We start from the raw sequence: 18,337 nt of genomic DNA, 5'->3' as shown, positions 1-18,337 counted from the left end.
AAATGTCCCTTTGGACGTTTAGTTTCCTTCAATTATTGCTGAGCAGGCATTTGTTGCGTAGTGCAGTGAACGTTCCCGCCCTCGGTGATGACCGCCATACCGTTAACTGTACGAATCTTACGTTCCGGGAACAAACCAGCCAGTACTTCCTCGGCAAGTTTATCTGTTTCCACCGCTGTACCGCCAAACACAGGTAAAATAATTCCACCATTTACGAAATAGAAGTTCAAATAACTGAGCGTCAGACGGCTACCGTCATGATCCACCCGTGGTGGTTGCTGAATCTTGATGATCTCCAGCTTACGCCCTTTGGCATCTTTGGCATTCTCCAAAATACGAAGATTCTCCTGTGTAATCTCAAAATTCTCGTCCTGCGGATCCTCACAGACCTGAATAATGACTTTACCTGGAGCAGCGAAGCAAGCGATATTATCCACATGACCATCGGTTTCATCACCACTTAGACCACGCTTAAGCCAGATAATAGTTTCTGTACCTGTATAATTGCGCACGTACTCTTCAATATTCTCGCGCTTCAAATCCGGGTTGCGGTTCGTATTGAGCAGACATTCTTCTGTAGTAATCAAGGTGCCTTCTCCATCCGTATGGATCGAGCCGCCTTCCATCACAAGCGGCGCATCAAAGCGTGTCACTTGTGTGTGTTCGAGAATCTGTGGAGCTACCTCATCATCCAGATCCCAAGGTGAATATTTACCGCCCCAGGCATTAAACTTCCAGTTCACGCCTGCTAGAACGCCGTCTTTATTAACAACAAAGGTAGGCCCGTTATCACGCAACCAAGCATCGCTATGCTTTATAGGTAGTAGCGTTACATTCGGTCCGCTGACCAGACGTTCTACCTTTTCCACGTCCTCCGGGTTAACGATAACCGTAATCGGTTCAAACTCGGCAATAGCTGTAATAATGTCAGCATAACCTTGGCATACCGACTCGTGGTTGTCCGGGAAACACATAGATTCCTGCACCGGCCAGGAGATAAAAGTACGTTCATGCTTGCCCCATTCCGGTGGCATTGTATAGTTCAAATCTTTAGGATTCATGTGTTAACTACCTTTACTATTATATTTGGAGCCAGCCCTGCCCTAAAACTCCTACCTCATCATACAATAATATGTTCTAGTGCTCAATTCCCTAGAACACTAATAATGTTGGAAGGAATTCGGGTCACAAGAGATCTGACTGAGCTTATAGTGTAATCCTTTTTACCACATCGCCCTCAAAATCCTTAACGATGAATTCTCCACCCTCAAGGATACCATAGGAATTCAGATTATTCTCTTTAGGCAGCGATATCGAACCGGGATTCAGCACGTATACGCCCTCTTTTACATCCGCAACCGGAAGATGGGTATGACCCTGAATAAAGATATCCTTCTCAGATAGTGCCGGTAAATTCTCAATACTAAAGCCATGACCGTGTGTAACATAGATTCGTCTGCCTTCATGCAGGAGCATCACATAATCGCCCATCATCGGAAACTGCAGCAGCATCTGGTCTACCTCAGCATCGCAGTTACCACGTACTGCCGTTATAGGCTTCTTTTTGTTATATTCATTCAGTTTATTAGCAACTCCCTGCGGGTCATAACCCTTCGGCAGTGGATTTCTGGGACCGTGATATAAAAAGTCTCCTACGATTACAAGACTGTCTGGCTGTTCTTCCTCTACCTTTTCCAAAGCCCGTTCTAACCAGAATAAAGAACCGTGAATATCGGAAATAAACATTAGCTTCATCATGTATTCTCCTTTTCGACTTAAATAGATCTTGTGCTTAGGTTTCAATTTTAACCTTGAATAGGCAAACAACGCAAAAGCGGACGTTCCTCCAAAAGGAACGCCCTGCCCTATATGCCTCTATTCTTACGGCAAATTCGATGATCCCATCAAGAATCGGTCCACTTCGCGGGCTGTCTGACGCCCCTCATTAATGGCCCAGACTACAAGGCTTTGTCCGCGGCGCATATCACCTGCTGTGAATACCGCCTCTACATTGGTCGCTTGTGCTCCGAACTCCGCCTTGGCATTTCCGCGCTCATCACGTGCCACCCCAAGCTCACCTAGCACAATCTCTTCGGGCCCTGTGAATCCTAATGCGAGTAGTACCAGCTGTGCCTTTAGAACTTCTTCACTGCCTGGTACTTCAACCGGAACTATCCGTCCCTGTTCATTGCGAGTCCACTCAATGCGCACAGTATGCAGCTCCTGCACATGTCCACCATCGTCACCAACAAAACGTTTCGTCGAAACGAGATAACGACGTGGATCTTCCTTATACAGTGAAGCCGCTTCTTTTTGGCCATAGTCCACCTTAAGAACCTTTGGCCATTCTGGCCACGGATTGCTAGGCTGACGGGTCAGTGGAGCTTGTGGCATAATCTCAAGCTGGATCACACTACGACAGCCATGGCGGATCGACGTAGCTACACAGTCTGTGCCAGTATCCCCGCCACCGATTACAACTACATCCTTATCTGCCGCAGACAAGTATTCGCTATCAGCAAGCTCTGAATCCAGTAAGCTCTTAGTATTCAGTGTCAGGAACTTCATCGCCTGATGAATGCCCCGCAGCTCACGACCCTCTATAGGAAGCTCTCGTGCCTGCGTAGACCCGCCACACAAGATAACAGCATCGTGCTCCGCCTTGAGTTGTGACGCCGAGATATCTCTCCCAATCTCTGTACGAGTTACGAATGTAATGCCTTCAGCCGCGAGCAGGTCTACTCGGCGCTGAACCGTCTTCTTATCCAGCTTCATGTTCGGAATACCATACATCAACAAACCACCAATCCGATCTGCCCGTTCATACACGGTCACCGTATGCCCCGCTTTGTTAAGCTGAGCTGCACAGGCAAGACCTGCTGGACCCGAGCCCACTACAGCTACCTTTTTACCTGTGCGAGTAAGCGGTGGCTCAGGAACAATCCAACCTTCTTCAAAACCTCTATCTACAATCGACTTTTCAATCGACTTTATCGTTACGGGCTTGCCGTTCATCCCTACTGTACAAGAACCTTCACAAGGTGCCGGACACACACGTCCAGTAAATTCAGGGAAGTTATTGGTCTTATGCAGACGTTTCAGTGCAACCTCCCAGTTCCCACGATAAACCATATCATTCCATTCAGGAATCAAGTTGTGCAGAGGGCAGCCGGAAGCCATACCAGACAACAGACGTCCTACATGACAAAATGGCGTACCACAGTCCATACAACGTGCGCCTTGCTCGCGCAGATTCTCTTCATCCATAGGAATCGTGAATTCATCCCAATTCTTAATCCGCTCCAGCGCCTCACACTCCGAAGGCGTCTGCCGTTCAAATTCCAAAAACCCGGTTGCTTTCCCCATCTCTCTCATCCTCTCTAAATATCCCCACAGATACATACTTCCTAAACCTTTAAAAAGAAAAGTACGCGCTATGTTTGTCTGCTGCCAAGCCTATGCCACTCTAAAGCGCCAAAGTAAATGCTTTCATATTAACATCCAATATCATCATCGAAAATGAGTAATGTCACCTTTTTATGTAAAATGAAACAATCAAATTAAGAAAATGGAAAAACAAAAAAAGCACACAGTGTACTGTACCTGATTAAAGTACGTTACTCCGCATGCTTTTCAATAATGATCTTGTAAAAGACTAATTATTTCGCCGTCAGGACTACTGTCCCAATCCCATTTACAGTTAGCTTATTTCCAGTCAGCTCCTGCGTAAGATCAGCCCCGAAGATGGTCTTCCATGCTCCAAGCTGCGGCAGAACCACAGTGGTCTGTTCAGCATTCGCATTAAAAAGAACATAAATATGCTTCGCTGCATCTCCTCCAGCATGGCCACGTAGCGTGTAAGCTACTGCACTTGCCGGTGCTTTTTCAAAAACCAAATGGTTCCGAATGTCAGCTGCTGTTCGCATACGGAAGGCCGGGTGAGCTTTACGCAATTCGATTAACTGTTTCATATACGCCACATCTTCCTGATGCGCGGCGCACAATTCCCAGTCCATACGATTGATCTCGACCGAAGATTTATAGCTGTTCTCCACCCCGTCCTTCGTACGCATAAACTCCTGCCCTGCATGGATAAAAGGAATCCCCTGACTCATGAACACTATCGCAGAAGCTAGTCTGTGCATGGAACGGCGCTGAGTAACCGTCTCACCCTCGGTGGATAATACGATTTTATCCCATAAGGTATGATTATCATGACACTCCACATAATTAACGTTTTGCTGAGGCTCCTCGGCAAATTGCTTAATTCCTGGGCTGAAGTCAATTCCTCCCGCAATCCCCGCCTTGATCGCAGGCTCCAGACCCATCATTCCACTGATGAAGCCCGGCTGATCGTACAAAAAGATATTTCCTTTAATAGCATCCCTGAAATCATCATTAAAATGTCCGATTCCCGGCATAAGGGAGGCATTCTTCTGATGAGCGAGCCGTTCCATCGGTAGCTCAGTCCCCATCATCCAGCCTTCACCGATCGTCATGATAGACGGATCTATTCCATCCAGACGCCGCCGGGTTTCCCGCATCGTATCGACATCCATCAAGCCCATCAAATCAAAGCGGAAGCCGTCGATATGGTATTCTTTAGCCCAATAGACCACGGACTCCACAATGAAGCGGGACATCATCAAGCGTTCTGTAGCCACGTCATTCCCACAGCCAGAGCCATTCGACAGGCTTCCGTCTTGTTTATAACGCAAATAATAGCCAGGAACCAGTTTAGTGAAATTCACGCGATATCCGTCGTACACATGGTTGTAAACAACATCCATAATGACGCGGAGTCCACGATCATGAAGCGCTTGAATCATTGTTTTTAGTTCTTGAATACGTAGTCCGGGCACATAAGGATCCGTAGCATAGGAGCCTTCAGGAGCATTGTAGTTCTTCGGATCATAACCCCAGTTAAAATGAGGCTCATCCAGCTTCGTCTCATCTACACTCTCTGTAGAATAATCATAAATAGGCAATAGCTGCACGTGGGTTACACCGAGATCTGCGATATGATCGAGTCCGGTGAGAATGCCCTCTGGTCCGCGGGTTCCTTCTTCCGCCAAAGCGAGATATTGACCCTTATGAGCCATACCGCTTGCTGGATGAATGGATAAGTCACGCAAATGAAGCTCATAAATAATAGCGTCTACAGGATCCTCAAACGACGGCTTATCTTCCGTCCACCGCTCAGGGTCCGTCTTGCGCAAATCTAGAATAGCACCTCTGTCCCCATTCACGCCGACAGCACGCGCGTAAGGATCAGCTGCTTCATTCCACTGTTCACCTAGACGCACTCGGTAGGTATAGAACTTGCCATCTAAATCACCGTCAACCGTAGCTCTCCACGTTCCCCGAATATCGCGAATCATAGCATATTTGGACCCCGCAGCTCCCTGCCATGAATCATAAATTACTAGCTCTGCCTCCTGAGCCGTAGGGGCCCACAAGCAAAATGATGAACAGGCCGATGAATATGTAAGTCCGAGATCATCCCCATCATAACTAAACAACTGATCAAACTCCTGAGCGAATACGGAAATCCCTCTAGTAGTCGCAGGATCACCATAATAAATCGGTTCCTTCATTTCCTTTTGTACGGACAAAGCACCTATCCCCTTTTCCAGTTATTAACTGGATTATAGTATGATCCTCGAATTTGTGCAAACGTTTGGACTCAAAATAACCAGATCATTTTTCCAGGGTAATTGCATAGCTAAATCACGATTAACTAGGCGTTTCTATGATATTCATTCCCACCATTGTAATGATGTCTTTATTTGCATAATATGGGATGCGGCGTTCTTTACAAAGTGCAATCCTTCCATCCTTATACCTCACACCATTATCCTGAACGATGAGGATTGGAAGATCCCCGTTATCAGGTACTTCATATCCTATTCCTAATACCCAATGGTAATCGTAAGCAAAATTCCCTCTCCACCGAAAATTAAACCATTTATCAAATTTAACAGCTACTGGCCGACCTGCATCAATCTCCACTTTATACACATCAAAATCGTTAAAAGTAGAGACAGAAAGCTTATGTCCCCCTTTTGGCGAGGTTGAAGAGTGGATATAAGCTGTGATCCCCTTTACAAAACTACGTGTACTCATCCCCAAAGGGGTACCTCCGTGATGACTGTATATGTAATTAATATGAGCTGCTTTAGAGTGAAAATGACCTTTGCCACGAATAAAGTCCATTCCTAGCTGGGTATTCCAATACTCGGTTAAAGCTGCCAGCGTAGCTGGTCCACATGCAGAAGACGGGGATGAAACCCCAGCCTCCCACTGTGTGTATGGATCTACCGATAGTTTGTTACTGAGACTGGAGTTTCTATGCCTCATCAGGATGGTTCTCCCTTTGAAGAGTTCGGCTTAGAAGCTGAAAGGGCAGGGCCTTCCGGAAGTAAAATCACATTTTCACCGACATCCATAGATCCCTCTGAATTAGATCGTGATTCCATTTCCTGTGCGGGCTTCTGCTCAGCCTGAGCAATATCTTCCTCATCGCCCTCATATTTACTTTCAGGATTAATCTGTAGCGTGAAATAGAAATTAGAGCCGTTTCCTTCGCTACTCTCCACCGCAATGGCTCCGCCCATCAGCTCGACAAGCTTCTTGCAAATGGCTAGTCCTAAACCCGTCCCGGCATACTTACGATTAAACGAGGAGTGCAGCTGGTAGAATGATTGAAACAACTGATGCTGCTTTTCAAAAGGAATACCTATCCCCGTGTCTCTGACATTAAACTTCAAAGTCGATTTCTTTGAAACCACGGACAATTTCTGCTCCACATAAATACAGACATTACCTTGGTCAGTAAATTTAATCGCATTGCTGACCAGATTAACCAATACCTGACGTAATCGTCCTGCATCTCCCATAATGAACGTAGGAACTCCTGGTGCCATGCTGTAAGACAGCTCAAGATTTTTTTCCAAAGCCTTAGCCATAAATAGATCCGTTACACTGTCCAGTACCTCTCGAAGATGCACGGGCTCATGTACGATCATCATTTTTCCGGCCTCAATTTTACTGTAATCGAGAATTTCATTAAGAATATATAGAAGAGAGCTACTGCTCTCCTTAATAATATTTGTGTACTCACGTTGTTCTTCATCTAGTTCCGTCTCTGCAAGCAGATCAGTCATCCCCACAATGCCGTTCATAGGCGTGCGTATTTCATGACTCATAATGGCTAGAAACTCTGATTTAGCCTGGTCTGCTTTTTCCGCAGATTCCTTCGCCCGAATGATCTCCTTCTCATCTGTAATATCCCTGAACACGACTACAACACCCTTAGGTTCACCTTTATCAAAAAGAGGGGTTACTTGGTACTCCGCAAGAAAGCTTGTACCATCTTTACGCCATAAGACTGCATCCTTGCTCTGGTAAGATCCCCCTGACCTAATGGCTTTGATAAGTGGCGACTCCTCTGGTCGGTAATGGATCCCATCAAGCGCTGTCTGCTGAATATGATCTAGATAGGTATGACCCATGATCTCATCATGTTCATAGCCGAGCATATGCAAACCTGCAGGGTTGATGAAGGTCACCTTCTCCTCCATATCGAGTCCAAAAATACCCTCAGATACTGCATTTAATATAAGGGTGTACTCATTGCTTAGCTTCTCAATTTGTTCTGTATATCTTATACGTTCCGTAATGTCACGGGAAATACCATATACACCAACCACTTGATCGTCTACAATGATCGGAATATTAGTGGTATTAATCTCTACAAGATGGCCTTCTTTATGAATAAGCGTCAGATCATAGCTTTGGGGATAGCCCTTAGCAGCTAAGTTAAAATGATACAGCGTCTTCTCCATATCCTTCTCATGCACAACGGGACCAAAGTACATTCCGATCAGTTCTTCCAGCGAATACCCGGTCAGCTTCTCCAGATTCGCATTGGCTGTTAAATAATCCCCTTGTAAATTCATTGAGTACACAGCAGAGGGATTATATTCAAATAAGGATTTATAGCGCTGTTCATTCTCCTGAAGCTTGAATTCGAACTGTTTGCGCTCTTCAACTGCATGACGCGAGATTAAATCCAGCGAATTCTCGGAAATCAATCTATAATTACGTTCACTTTGATAAATCTGTTCCTCTAGATCTCGTTGATCTGCCATTTGTTGGTCTGCAATCTTTCGGTCTGTAATATCTTCGGCGTACACAATAATACACGAAGGGGCTTGTCCTGCTGTTCCAAATCCTGAGAATGTCAGGGAAAGCCATACCGGTTGATCCCCTTTGTGAAAGCATTCTTCCTTCTTCCAGCTTCCTGCTGGAGAATTCTGAAGCTCATCCATCACCAATCTATAGGAAAGCTCTTTCGAAGACTTCTGTCTATTTTCCATTTCTACAAAAATAGCCCCAGCAAGAAACTCAGCTTCCGTAAAGCCAAGTAAATTGCAAAAAGCCGGATTGACCTTCAGCCAGTTGCCCTTACCATCATTTAAAGACAGTACGGCTATTCCCTCTGGGGACCTCATAAATGCATGTTCCAACACTGTGCTATATTCTACCGCGTTATCCATCTACGCCAGACCTCCTTTGTTGCGAACGTTGCATCCTTTATTCCATCCTAAGTTCAGTATACGATAAGAGAAGTGAGTATAGAAATGCCCTGCGTATTATTTTGAATAGGGAATAGTTTAATTTTAAATATTGACTGGATGGCCTGAGGCAAACTATTATTAAACATAATAATATCGTTCGTAACCTATTACGCTGGAAGCACCCGTAATAAAGGCTTTTGCCTTTGCTACGGGTGCTTTTTTTGTTGCCATTAGGTAACGACAATAGGAGGAGAATAAATGAAAATATTTAAGTCATTGCCCTTACTACTGCTTACGATCCTGCTACTGCTAAGCACATCATCAGGAGCTATTGCTGCATCTACAACAGAAATAACCCCCTCTGTTAAAGCGGCTTTTGATCTGACGGCCGCAACGGCAGATGGTCCTGCCAGGGTTAAGCTGACTTCTCTTTACAATGATTTATCCACCTTAAAGCTGCAGTATGATCAGCGCGAGGAGCAAATCCGAATCCTTCACTACAATAATGAGCAATCGCTAGTTGTGGTTCGTCAACAAATTAAAGGGATTGATCTTGAAGCAGTGACCCGATTGGAGGCCTCCGTTAAGAGTAGCAAGCAGCGCTATCAGCCCTTATTTGACCAGTATAGTGCACTTAACAAGCGAATTAGTATCGCCAAGTCACTTAAGGATAAGACCTTGAATACCGTACTGCGTGCCCAAGGTGATGCTATGAAGATCTTGGTTCAGTTGGCACGCCAAGAGATCAGTGACAAGCAGAATCAGCTGAACGCCGCGAAAAAGAAACGTTCCCAAAAGATAGCCGAAGCTCGTAAAACCTTGTCTGGCATTGAAAGTCCTCAAATCACGATCAAATCTAACAAGAGCGTGATCACCTCGTTAAACAAACGTGTCTCAGCAGATTGGACTGACTTTAAAGCAGCGATTCGCAAACAAAACCTTACCCTAACCACCCAGTCCTTAGCTGCCCTGGTCTCCGGCTACCGTCAGATCGCAACCCATAAGCAAAAAATAATTGAGCTCGAACAAAAGGTTTCCCTTGTTATTGCGAATACGAAGAAGCAAATCAGTTAGCGGACTTCTTCTTCTCATTTGCTCTGCGGTAAGCCATCACTTTGCGGTACATGCTTTTATTAGAAAGATGTTTGAAAATATATGGATCTGGACTCGTATTCACTTCAATAATCCAAGGCGTCATGTGGTTATCTAATCCTACATCTACACCAATCTGTTTAAAGCCAGGATATTTCTTATGGTAGAAACGTCCGGTATCCTCACCTAGCTTTCGCAATATCTTAAGCATCTGAGCTTGCTGAGCATCGTTCAAATAAGGCGACAGCAGCTTCTCCATAGACATTAGTGTGCCACCGTTATGATAATTGGTAACAATCTTGCCTTTCTCAGCTACTCGGCCAATCAATCCGGTAGTTTCCCATTTGCCACGCGGACTGAGCTGGACCATCACACGGATATCAAAACGATGCTTTCCGTGCTTTAGCAAAACAATCCCTCTCTGAATCAAGTAACTGCGTCCGCGTGTCGCTTTCTTAAGGGATGAATAAAAGGTGTCATAGGCTCCAAAGGTTTTTATCTTTGTTCCACTTTGGTATTTGTATTCTGTTCCATGAGAATCCTTACTCTGTTCAACCTTCATTACACCATTACCATAGGTGCCATGTTCCGGCTTAACGTAAATCATCCCATATTTCAAGAGCATCGTTCTTAAGTTTGCTTTACTAAACTTCACTGTTTCTGGAATGAGCGGTGAAATCTCGGAACTTTGCATGAGTACCTTGGTTTTAATCCATTTGCTGGTCAACGCAGACTTTAACTTTGTTCCCAATTGCCCTCTCCCCTGTCATTCAAATAATGATCACAGCCTTGCTTAACCTTAGTATTTTATGCTCCGACTATATGAATGGAATGGGTTGAACGCCCTCTCCGCTCTCAGATGTATCTCCAGATACTCAAGCTGCATATGGTGGGAAGAGGATAACCATTAGCGGATCAGAGGAGGCATGAACCATGCATATTTGTATTATTGCGCCGGAACGTCTCCCGTTTCCAGGAGACGGGTCAGTAGAAATCTGCATTTGGGCCATTGCCAGAAGGCTGGCTGAGAAACATAAGGTTACCATTGTGAGCCGCAAAGTGCCGGGACTGCCCGATGCTTCCATATTGGAGCGGGTCAGAATCATTCGGTTGCCCGCAAGTACTCCCGTTCATTATCGTACTTCGGTATTAGACTACATTCAGAATGAGTCATTTGATATCGTTCAGGTCGATAATCGCCCCCATCTTATGTCTGCTGTAAAGAAACGGCTCCCTCATCTTCCGGTATTTCTATTTCTGCATTCTCTTACATTCACACCGGACACAGTTAAGACTGCTAGAGCCTTGGCTAGAGCAGATCTGATTATTGCGAACAGCCACTCTCTACAGCGAAGACTAACCCGTCGCTTCCCTCAATTAAACAATGAAATCCGTATTGTCCTGCTCGGAGCAGATCTTGATCGATTCACTCCTGTAGCGCTACAGGAAAAATACCATCTTCGCAAACTTTACAGACTCCCGAGGGTCTTTACCGTCTTATTCGTCGGTCGAGTCATTCCCCGCAAAGGGGTGCCCGTATTGATACGTGCTATGTACCACTTAAATAAGCACCTTCCCGCTCATCTTGTAATTGCAGGCAAAGGGAAACCATCATATTTGCGACAGCTGAAGCTGCTTGCACGGCGACTAGGCGTATCCGTCTCCTTCCTTGGAAATGTAGCTCATGAGGATATCCATACCCTTTATCAAGCAGCCGACTGCTTCGTATGTCCTTCTCAGAATCATGAATCCTTTGGGCTTGTTAATGTAGAGGCCATGGCCTCAGGACTACCGGTAATCGCTTCTAGCAATGGCGGTATCCGTGAGATTATCGACTCCGGTCATAACGGATATCTGGTGGAACGATATCGCGAGGCCTTGCCCTTTGCTAGAGATTTGCTGCGACTAGGCCGGAATCCGGAGGTAGCAGCAACCATTGGGAAACAAGGACGAGCGGATGCGCTTGAAGCCTTCAATTGGCAACGTACAGCAACTGATTTGGAGCGACTTTATCAAGCTGCCTTACTACAGCGATAGACCCTACAAACATAAAAAAGTAGTCCGCCTCCATTCACTGGAGACGGACTACTTTGATTTAAATAAATTGAACAACCGTAAGTACAAGCCCTACAACAAAACCGCATAAGGCACCGTTCACACGAATCCACTGAAGATCTTTACCTACTTTATCCTCCAGCATATTCACTAGACTAGCATCGTCCATGCTATCCAGATTCTCCTTCACCAAAAGACCGATTCGGAAGTGGTTAGCCTCTACAAATGCAATCAATGAAGCGCGAATCCGCTCCTCCCAGCTACCGATCCACTCTTGTTCCTTACTAATACGGCGCATAAGAAGGGTGTATAGTGCAAATAGTTTTCGTCCGCCAGCTGCCCGGTCCTCTTCTAATAAGGAGAGTGCCTTACTACGTACGTTCTCCAATTGAGTATGCAGAAAAGTAGTTACTGCTTCTCCCTCAAGCTCTTGTAGTGCCCATTCTTTCACAGAAGTCATTCTAGCCTCATCATTAACAATCTGGAACAACGCCACCCGAATTTCCCGGATGATCTCTTCACGATATGGGCTATCCTCTTCACGAAAATCGCGAATACCGGACTGCAGCATGCCTTGCAGCATTTCACCAAGCATATCCGCATCCATGAATCCAACGAAAGCCTGAAAAGCCATCCCTTTCAGTCCACCAAGCTTTACTTCAGCCAGTTTCTCACTGGCGATCTTACCCAGCATAGCTTTCGTTTCAGGACGACCGCTCCAGTTAGATACCCCTTCCAGCGCATAATCCAGAGCCGCTACATCTTTTCCATCGTTCATTAATTTAGTGACAATCTTATCAGCCGCAACTCCAAGCTCCGCTTCACGAATATAGTCAGAGGCTGCCTTTTGAAGAAAAGGTACAGCTTTCTCTACCGGAAGACGTGACACGAATTCGCTAAGTTGCTCTAGGATCTGGGCTCTCGCCTTCTTCTTGCTAAAGAACTTCGTCAGCAGCTTGGAACTCATAGACATAATGCCAAACTTGCGCAGCTTGTTCTCAATACTCTCTTTGTTCAGCAGCTCAGTCTCCATAGCGGTAATTAACGACTGAATAATCTTATCCCGATTCTTGAGCAGCAGTGAGGTATGTGGAATACGCAGCCCGAGCGGATGGCGGAATAACGCGGTTACCGCGAACCAGTCGGCAATCCCCCCAACCAGCCCAGCCTCAAAGCCACCTCTTAGTAGAATTACAGCGAGATTTTCAGGTAGAAATAGTGTAATCAGAAACCCACATGCCATAAAAGCTAGTGACATGGTGGCCAAGTTTTTGGATCTCACGATTAGTCCCCCTTACATACACAGCTGCCGATGTCCTTACGCAGGAAAAATACCGACGGATCACGTCCCACGAACATGAACTGACGATAGACTCGGCTAGTCGATTAGTTTAACAACTATTGTACCACGACTGAACTATTTTCTGAAAATATACGATTAGACTAGGAATGAAAAGGTGTTTTTGGTTTTCAGAATATTAATGATAAGATACAAGTAACGTTCTCACTGGCCCGCGAAGGGGACAACTATGACTGGATAAGGAGATCATACACTATGCTGATTGCTTTAGATATGGATGGAACATTGCTGAACGAAGAAGGACAAATTAGCCCAAAGAACCGCGAGGCGATTATAAAGGCTCAAAATTTAGGTCATATCGTAATTATTGCTACGGGACGCTCTTTTATGGATGCGGAACGACAGCTGCGGCTGGCAGATCTGGAATGCCCTGTAGTCAGTCTGAATGGCGCAGTGGTTACATTGTCTGACCACACGCTCGCAGCAAGTAAACCGCTGAATAAAGAAGATATCATTCCTGCGTTACGCTGGATGAATGAAATTCCGGATTTGTATTACGAGGTATACACAGAGGACAACGTATATGTGGAACTCAATAAACGGGTAAGATTAGAGAAACTATCTGCACTAAGTGAAGAAGAAGTACCTGAGGAAGTCAGCTGGCTGCTAAAAGCAATGATCGATCAGCAGTTTCAACAAGCGGCTGTAACTTACGTCGAAAGCATGGAAGAGATCTGGAGTAAAGAAGAAAACGTCATTTATAAAACATTAGCCTTTTCTCTAGACCGGGAACTGCTCAAAGAAGCCTCCACCCGCTTCGCCGCGATCCCTGGCCTCATTATTACAGCCTCCCATGTCAATAATATCGAAATTAACCATGAGGACGCCAACAAAGGCTCCGGTGTAGCTATGCTCGCCGCCCACTATGGCATCCCGCTAACAGATGTAGCCGTAATGGGTGACAGCTATAATGATCAACCGATGTTCGAGAGGGCCGGCTACCGGATTGCCATGGCTAATGCAGCACCGGTTCTAAAGGAAATGGCTGAATTTGTTACCGTCAGTAATGGGGAAGATGGAGTGGCAGCAGGACTTGAGCATCTTATGGCTAAATTCTGAACCAACATGCCTGGCTTAAATCATAAACAGCCAAAATAACCTCTAACATCATCCTGAGGATGGGTTAGAGGTTTTTTTAAGATTGTCTTAACTAATTATAGCTACAGCTTTATATAAGGATGATTGTCCAAGCTCAATGGCTTGGCAAACTCAACGTCTTTTAATAACTCGTTATTCCGCTTATTGTGCATAACACGTGATTCGGATAGCCCTGACTGAATCTCCTTGAGCATTTGACGATTCTCATCATATAAGGTAACTGCCAGTGTATGATCATCTTGTCTTACAACCAGCTCCATATTGGGCTTAACTTCAAGCGATACCGTTTCGAAAGGAGACATATCGATGATAACTTCCAGTCCCACATTCTTGAATGTATAGGCGTAAGTGATTTCAAGTCCACGGTTATACGTGGCTTCGATCTGTCCCTTTCCTATGTTCACATTATAGGCCAAGGATTCAAGCTGTTGCGGAATTCTTGGAGCAATTGTCAGTGTATTGTTAATCAGGTCTGGACGGATACCTAAGAAATATTGGTACCACACACGCAGGTGCTCAGCATTGGACCAAGCTTGCAGGTATGCACCCGTCAACTTCGCCCAGCTCTCACCTTCCTCTGGATAAGCATCCATATTCTCACAAAGTCCACCAACAACACCTAAATTCAAGGCCTGCCAGTTCATATTCTTGAATAGCTGATAGGCCGTTTCTTCCTGCCCCGTTTCAATCATACGCTGCATCGCAATACCATTAAGCCAAATCCAAACTGCACCGTTATGGTAAGCCTCGTCTTTCGGATAATGAGATGTTAAATGAAACGGACGAAACAATGGATGATGTCTATCTAGCGAAGCAACACCCCATGGATAGACCAACTCTTCCCACGCGGTACGAATCGCTCTAGCCTTAAAATCATTATCATCAAACATTTCAAATGCAAATAACTGGTTTGGGCGCAGGGAGAATTCCGGCTTATCTTCTGCATCCAGTCTGTCTGCTAAATAAGGATGCGCTTGATCAATGAAATCGACCTCAAAATGGCGCTTCAAGGTTTCAGCAATGCCCTTCCATTTATCAGCATTCACCTTGTCATTCATATATTCAGCAAAGTAAACACCAGCAAGCAATTGGTTATACCAGAGTGCTTGAATATCGTTGGCACGGGTATCCCGAGGAGAATATGACTCCAAATTGCCATCCCGGGCATCCATCCAAGTTTCATTATCTGCGTGCTTCAAGTACCCTTTATCATCTACCCAATATTTTATGGAACCTTCAATACTATATTGTACATTGTGATACAGCTCTTTAATGATCGCTGTATCTCCTGAATACTTAACGTAATCCTGCAACTGGATAATGAATCGCGGCGTACCATCCGTTGTATGGTAATCCACTTTTCCAGGAGACAAGATATTTGGAATTCTACCAAAGTATTTAGAATCTTCGTCCATATTCTGAAACTCTGCGAATGATAGCAAGATATTTCTAGCCGTTTCGAATTGCCCTGTAACGAGCACAGCGCCTGGAAGAGCTATGAATTGATCCCGTCCCCAATATTCGTTAAACCATGGTAGTCCTGCATAGATACCATCACCCTGCTGTCTAGTAACCAACTGATCCATTGTGATGTTCAACCAATTCATGGCTAAAGTAAACGTATCATCACTGCTGGTTAGATGGGCATTATGGTGTAAGAAATCTTCCATCCGCTTAACACGTTCATCTTTCAAAGTACTAATATCTTGTCTAGCTTTAAGGATTAAGCTTGCTGCTTCTTCGGATGTCTTACCTGCAGCGATATAATAACCCCCAGCGTTTGCATCGGCAATTAGAACTTCATTATCCATATGCAAAGGTGAAAGGTTGATAGCACTAACTGCAATCACCCAATCTCCCTCGATAGCGCTAAAGAACGCGAGATGATCCTGTTGGTTTATATAGCTAACATTCTCTCCCCTTAAAACGATGCCTATGTCTTCCTTAGCATTAGCGAGACTAATTTCTAATAGATTATGATAATCCAACAACCACAGCTCTTCTGTAAGATCGGCGTGCTTACGCACCATTTTATAAGGATAGGCCCAAACTTCAGCTTGTCGATTGTCTAGCTTCTGTTCACCTACGAATAAGGTGTATCCACCGAAAATTCTATTCTTAGCAATATTAAGTCCCTCAAAAAATGCATGTTCCACATGATCCGTATGATGGGATTGCGTAAAATAAAATGCTGCCTCTTTATTCGTAAATGAAATACTCCGATTGGCTTCTTGAGAGACAAATGTCTTCATGTCATCCAGAATTGATGTATGAACTTGATTACTATTCATTGTAAGCCTCCTACTTGAAAATAGTAGGCCGCTATGAAGCTTCATAGCGGCTGTCTACTAATATTTATTCTTTAACCGAACCAACGACAATCCCTGATACGAAATACTTTTGCATAAACGGATAAATCAACAACAATGGTAGCGTAGAAACTACGATTTTAGCAGCGTTCAAAGTCTTATTCGAAACTTTTGCTAATTCCAATAATTTTTCAGGATCCGTAATGTTCTGAACCTCAACGCTAAGCTGTTGGATATAGGTTTGCAATGGATAATTCGCCGTCTTATTAATATAAACCAGGGCACCAAAGTAATCATTCCAATGGCCCACAATAGTAAAGAGCGTAACGGTGGCAAGCGTAGGCAATACTATTGGGAGATAAATTGTCCCTAATATTCTCCACTGTGAAGCTCCATCTATATTCGCTGCTTCCTCTAGAGATTTCGGTACAGCGCGGAAAGCATTCATCAGCAAGATAACATTCCCTATCGGTACTGCACCCGGCAAGATCAATGACCAGATGGAGTCTAAAAGATTAAGCTCTTTGACTACCATAAAGGTTGGAATCAATCCGCCTGAGAATAACATCGCGAAGATAACGAGATTCATATAAACCTTCTGACCCGTGAATACTCGTGAACTTTTAGACAATGGATAGGCTGTAAGAATCATCAGTACCATATTCACAAGCAGACCTAACACTACCCGTTCTACAGAGATCATGAATGAACGCCAAAACTGGCTGTCAGACAATAATTTTTCATAGGAGCTAAACGTCGGATTAACCGGGAATATACTTACTAGATTTGCGGAAGCCGCCGCATTATCACTGAAAGAGATGGCTACTAAATTGACTAACGGTATGAGACAGGACAAGGCGAACGCTAGAACAAATACCCAGATAATAACATCTGCAATACGACCCTTGATGTTAGATGCGTAAATGGGAGAACCCCCCTTTCTTTAGAAAATACGATAATCCGTAAGTTTTTGGGCCAATTTATTCGCAGAAAGAATCAGTACGATACCAACGACCGACCGTAATAGGCCAACTGCTGTACCTAAGCTGTATTGTCTTTCCACCAGACCCACCCGATAAACGTAGGTATCAATAATATCCGAAGATTCATACACCAAAGGATTATACAGATTGAAGATCTGATCAAAACCAGCATTCAATACATTCGGCAAGTTCAAGGTTGTAACCAGCAAAATAGTTGGCATTAAGCCTGGCAACGTGATGTGCCACAGTTTCTTAAACCGGTTGGCTCCATCAATGGAGCCCGCCTCATAAAGTCCGGGATCAATGGATGTCAGGGAAGCTAGGTAGATGATTGAACCGTACCCAAAACCCTTCCAGACATCTGTTAATACTAGCATCGGTCTAAACCAGGTATTGCTGGCCATAAACAAGACCGGGTCAATCCCAAACCAACTTAACATAGCATTAACAGGACCTTCATAAGAGAAGATATTCATGACTACAGTAGCTAAGATCGCCCATGACAAGAAGTTCGGTAGATAAACGACCGTCTGTATGAATCGCTTAGCAAACTTTACCCGAATTTCATTTAATAACAGGGCAAACACGATGGATGTAAAAGTACCCACGATAATTTTCCATAACGCGATAACGATCGTATTACTGAAAATCTGTTTGCTGTCAGGAATTTGGAGCATAAATTTGAAATTATCAAGACCTACCCAGGATGAACCACTCATTCCCTTAGCCGGAACATAATTTTGAAAAGCCATTATAATACCGAACATTGGAATAAACGAAAAGATAATTAGGAAAATCATGCCTGGCGCCATCATGAGATGGAATGCTGTCTGATCTTTTTTATTTTTCATTTACGGA

Annotated in this window: 14 protein-coding genes; 3 read left to right on the top strand and 11 right to left on the bottom strand. The window is 44.5% G+C overall.

The genetic code is table 11. From position 1 onward, the window contains the following. Nucleotides 1–32 precede the first annotated feature (32 nt). The 6 genes from NYE25_RS22735 to NYE25_RS22710 form a co-directional block, all read right to left on the bottom strand. The gene (locus NYE25_RS22735) at nucleotides 33–1,061 is read right to left on the bottom strand and encodes an agmatine deiminase family protein (RefSeq protein ID WP_341126412.1); all 1,029 of its coding nucleotides are present in this window, start codon (nucleotides 1,059–1,061) and stop codon (nucleotides 33–35) included. A 145-nt stretch (nucleotides 1,062–1,206) separates the two neighbouring features. Beyond that, nucleotides 1,207–1,755: a phosphodiesterase gene (yfcE, locus tag NYE25_RS22730; protein WP_341147771.1), complete on the bottom strand. Its 549-nt coding sequence runs from the start codon at nucleotides 1,753–1,755 to the stop codon at nucleotides 1,207–1,209. A gap of 126 nt (nucleotides 1,756–1,881) precedes the next feature. Continuing rightward, complete coding sequence (locus NYE25_RS22725; RefSeq protein ID WP_341146888.1) at nucleotides 1,882–3,366, bottom strand: glutamate synthase subunit beta; 1,485 nt, start codon at nucleotides 3,364–3,366, stop codon at nucleotides 1,882–1,884. 293 nt (nucleotides 3,367–3,659) lie between these two features. Continuing rightward, the gene (pulA, locus tag NYE25_RS22720) at nucleotides 3,660–5,615 is read right to left on the bottom strand and encodes a type I pullulanase (protein WP_341146887.1); all 1,956 of its coding nucleotides are present in this window, start codon (nucleotides 5,613–5,615) and stop codon (nucleotides 3,660–3,662) included. A gap of 121 nt (nucleotides 5,616–5,736) precedes the next feature. Then, nucleotides 5,737–6,360 (bottom strand): C39 family peptidase, encoded by a 624-nt coding sequence (locus NYE25_RS22715; protein ID WP_341146886.1) that lies wholly within the window; start codon nucleotides 6,358–6,360, stop codon nucleotides 5,737–5,739. Continuing rightward, a complete protein-coding gene (locus NYE25_RS22710) occupies nucleotides 6,360–8,561 on the bottom strand; it encodes a PAS domain S-box protein (protein ID WP_341146885.1) in 2,202 nt (733 codons plus the stop codon). Before NYE25_RS22710 ends, NYE25_RS22715 begins: the two co-directional genes overlap by 1 nt. Before the next feature lie 279 nt (nucleotides 8,562–8,840). Between NYE25_RS22710 and NYE25_RS22705 the strand changes: the two genes are divergently transcribed. Beyond that, nucleotides 8,841–9,656 (top strand): hypothetical protein, encoded by an 816-nt coding sequence (locus tag NYE25_RS22705; RefSeq protein ID WP_341146884.1) that lies wholly within the window; start codon nucleotides 8,841–8,843, stop codon nucleotides 9,654–9,656. Here the strand turns inward: NYE25_RS22705 and NYE25_RS22700 are convergent. Beyond that, the gene (locus tag NYE25_RS22700; protein ID WP_256716337.1) at nucleotides 9,649–10,425 is read right to left on the bottom strand and encodes a YheC/YheD family protein; all 777 of its coding nucleotides are present in this window, start codon (nucleotides 10,423–10,425) and stop codon (nucleotides 9,649–9,651) included. The two genes, NYE25_RS22705 and NYE25_RS22700, sit on opposite strands and share 8 nt — an antisense overlap. 182 nt (nucleotides 10,426–10,607) lie before the next feature. On the opposite strand from NYE25_RS22700, the gene NYE25_RS22695 reads away from it, so the two are divergent. Beyond that, complete coding sequence (locus NYE25_RS22695) at nucleotides 10,608–11,711, top strand: glycosyltransferase family 4 protein (protein WP_341146883.1); 1,104 nt, start codon at nucleotides 10,608–10,610, stop codon at nucleotides 11,709–11,711. A gap of 58 nt (nucleotides 11,712–11,769) precedes the next feature. Here the strand turns inward: NYE25_RS22695 and NYE25_RS22690 are convergent, their stop codons facing one another. Next, on the bottom strand, nucleotides 11,770–13,011 hold the full coding sequence (locus NYE25_RS22690) for a DUF445 domain-containing protein (protein WP_341146882.1): 1,242 nt from the start codon (nucleotides 13,009–13,011) through the stop codon (nucleotides 11,770–11,772). A 273-nt stretch (nucleotides 13,012–13,284) separates the two neighbouring features. Here NYE25_RS22690 and NYE25_RS22685 point away from each other — a divergent pair, with 273 nt between their 5' ends. Beyond that, nucleotides 13,285–14,148: a Cof-type HAD-IIB family hydrolase gene (locus tag NYE25_RS22685; protein WP_341050727.1), complete on the top strand. Its 864-nt coding sequence runs from the start codon at nucleotides 13,285–13,287 to the stop codon at nucleotides 14,146–14,148. Between the two features lie 101 nt (nucleotides 14,149–14,249). Here the strand turns inward: NYE25_RS22685 and NYE25_RS22680 are convergent, their stop codons facing one another. From NYE25_RS22680 to NYE25_RS22670, 3 genes are all read right to left on the bottom strand, one after another. Next, complete coding sequence (locus NYE25_RS22680) at nucleotides 14,250–16,478, bottom strand: amylo-alpha-1,6-glucosidase (RefSeq protein WP_341146881.1); 2,229 nt, start codon at nucleotides 16,476–16,478, stop codon at nucleotides 14,250–14,252. A 64-nt stretch (nucleotides 16,479–16,542) separates the two neighbouring features. Further along, complete coding sequence (locus NYE25_RS22675) at nucleotides 16,543–17,421, bottom strand: carbohydrate ABC transporter permease (protein WP_042184238.1); 879 nt, start codon at nucleotides 17,419–17,421, stop codon at nucleotides 16,543–16,545. A gap of 18 nt (nucleotides 17,422–17,439) precedes the next feature. Continuing rightward, nucleotides 17,440–18,330 (bottom strand): ABC transporter permease, encoded by an 891-nt coding sequence (locus tag NYE25_RS22670; protein ID WP_042184236.1) that lies wholly within the window; start codon nucleotides 18,328–18,330, stop codon nucleotides 17,440–17,442. Nucleotides 18,331–18,337 lie beyond the last annotated feature (7 nt).

It is taken from the genome of Paenibacillus sp. FSL E2-8871 (assembly GCF_038000345.1).
Classification (GTDB): domain Bacteria; phylum Bacillota; class Bacilli; order Paenibacillales; family Paenibacillaceae; genus Paenibacillus_AQ.
This window is presented reverse-complemented; position numbering and strand designations above follow the sequence as displayed.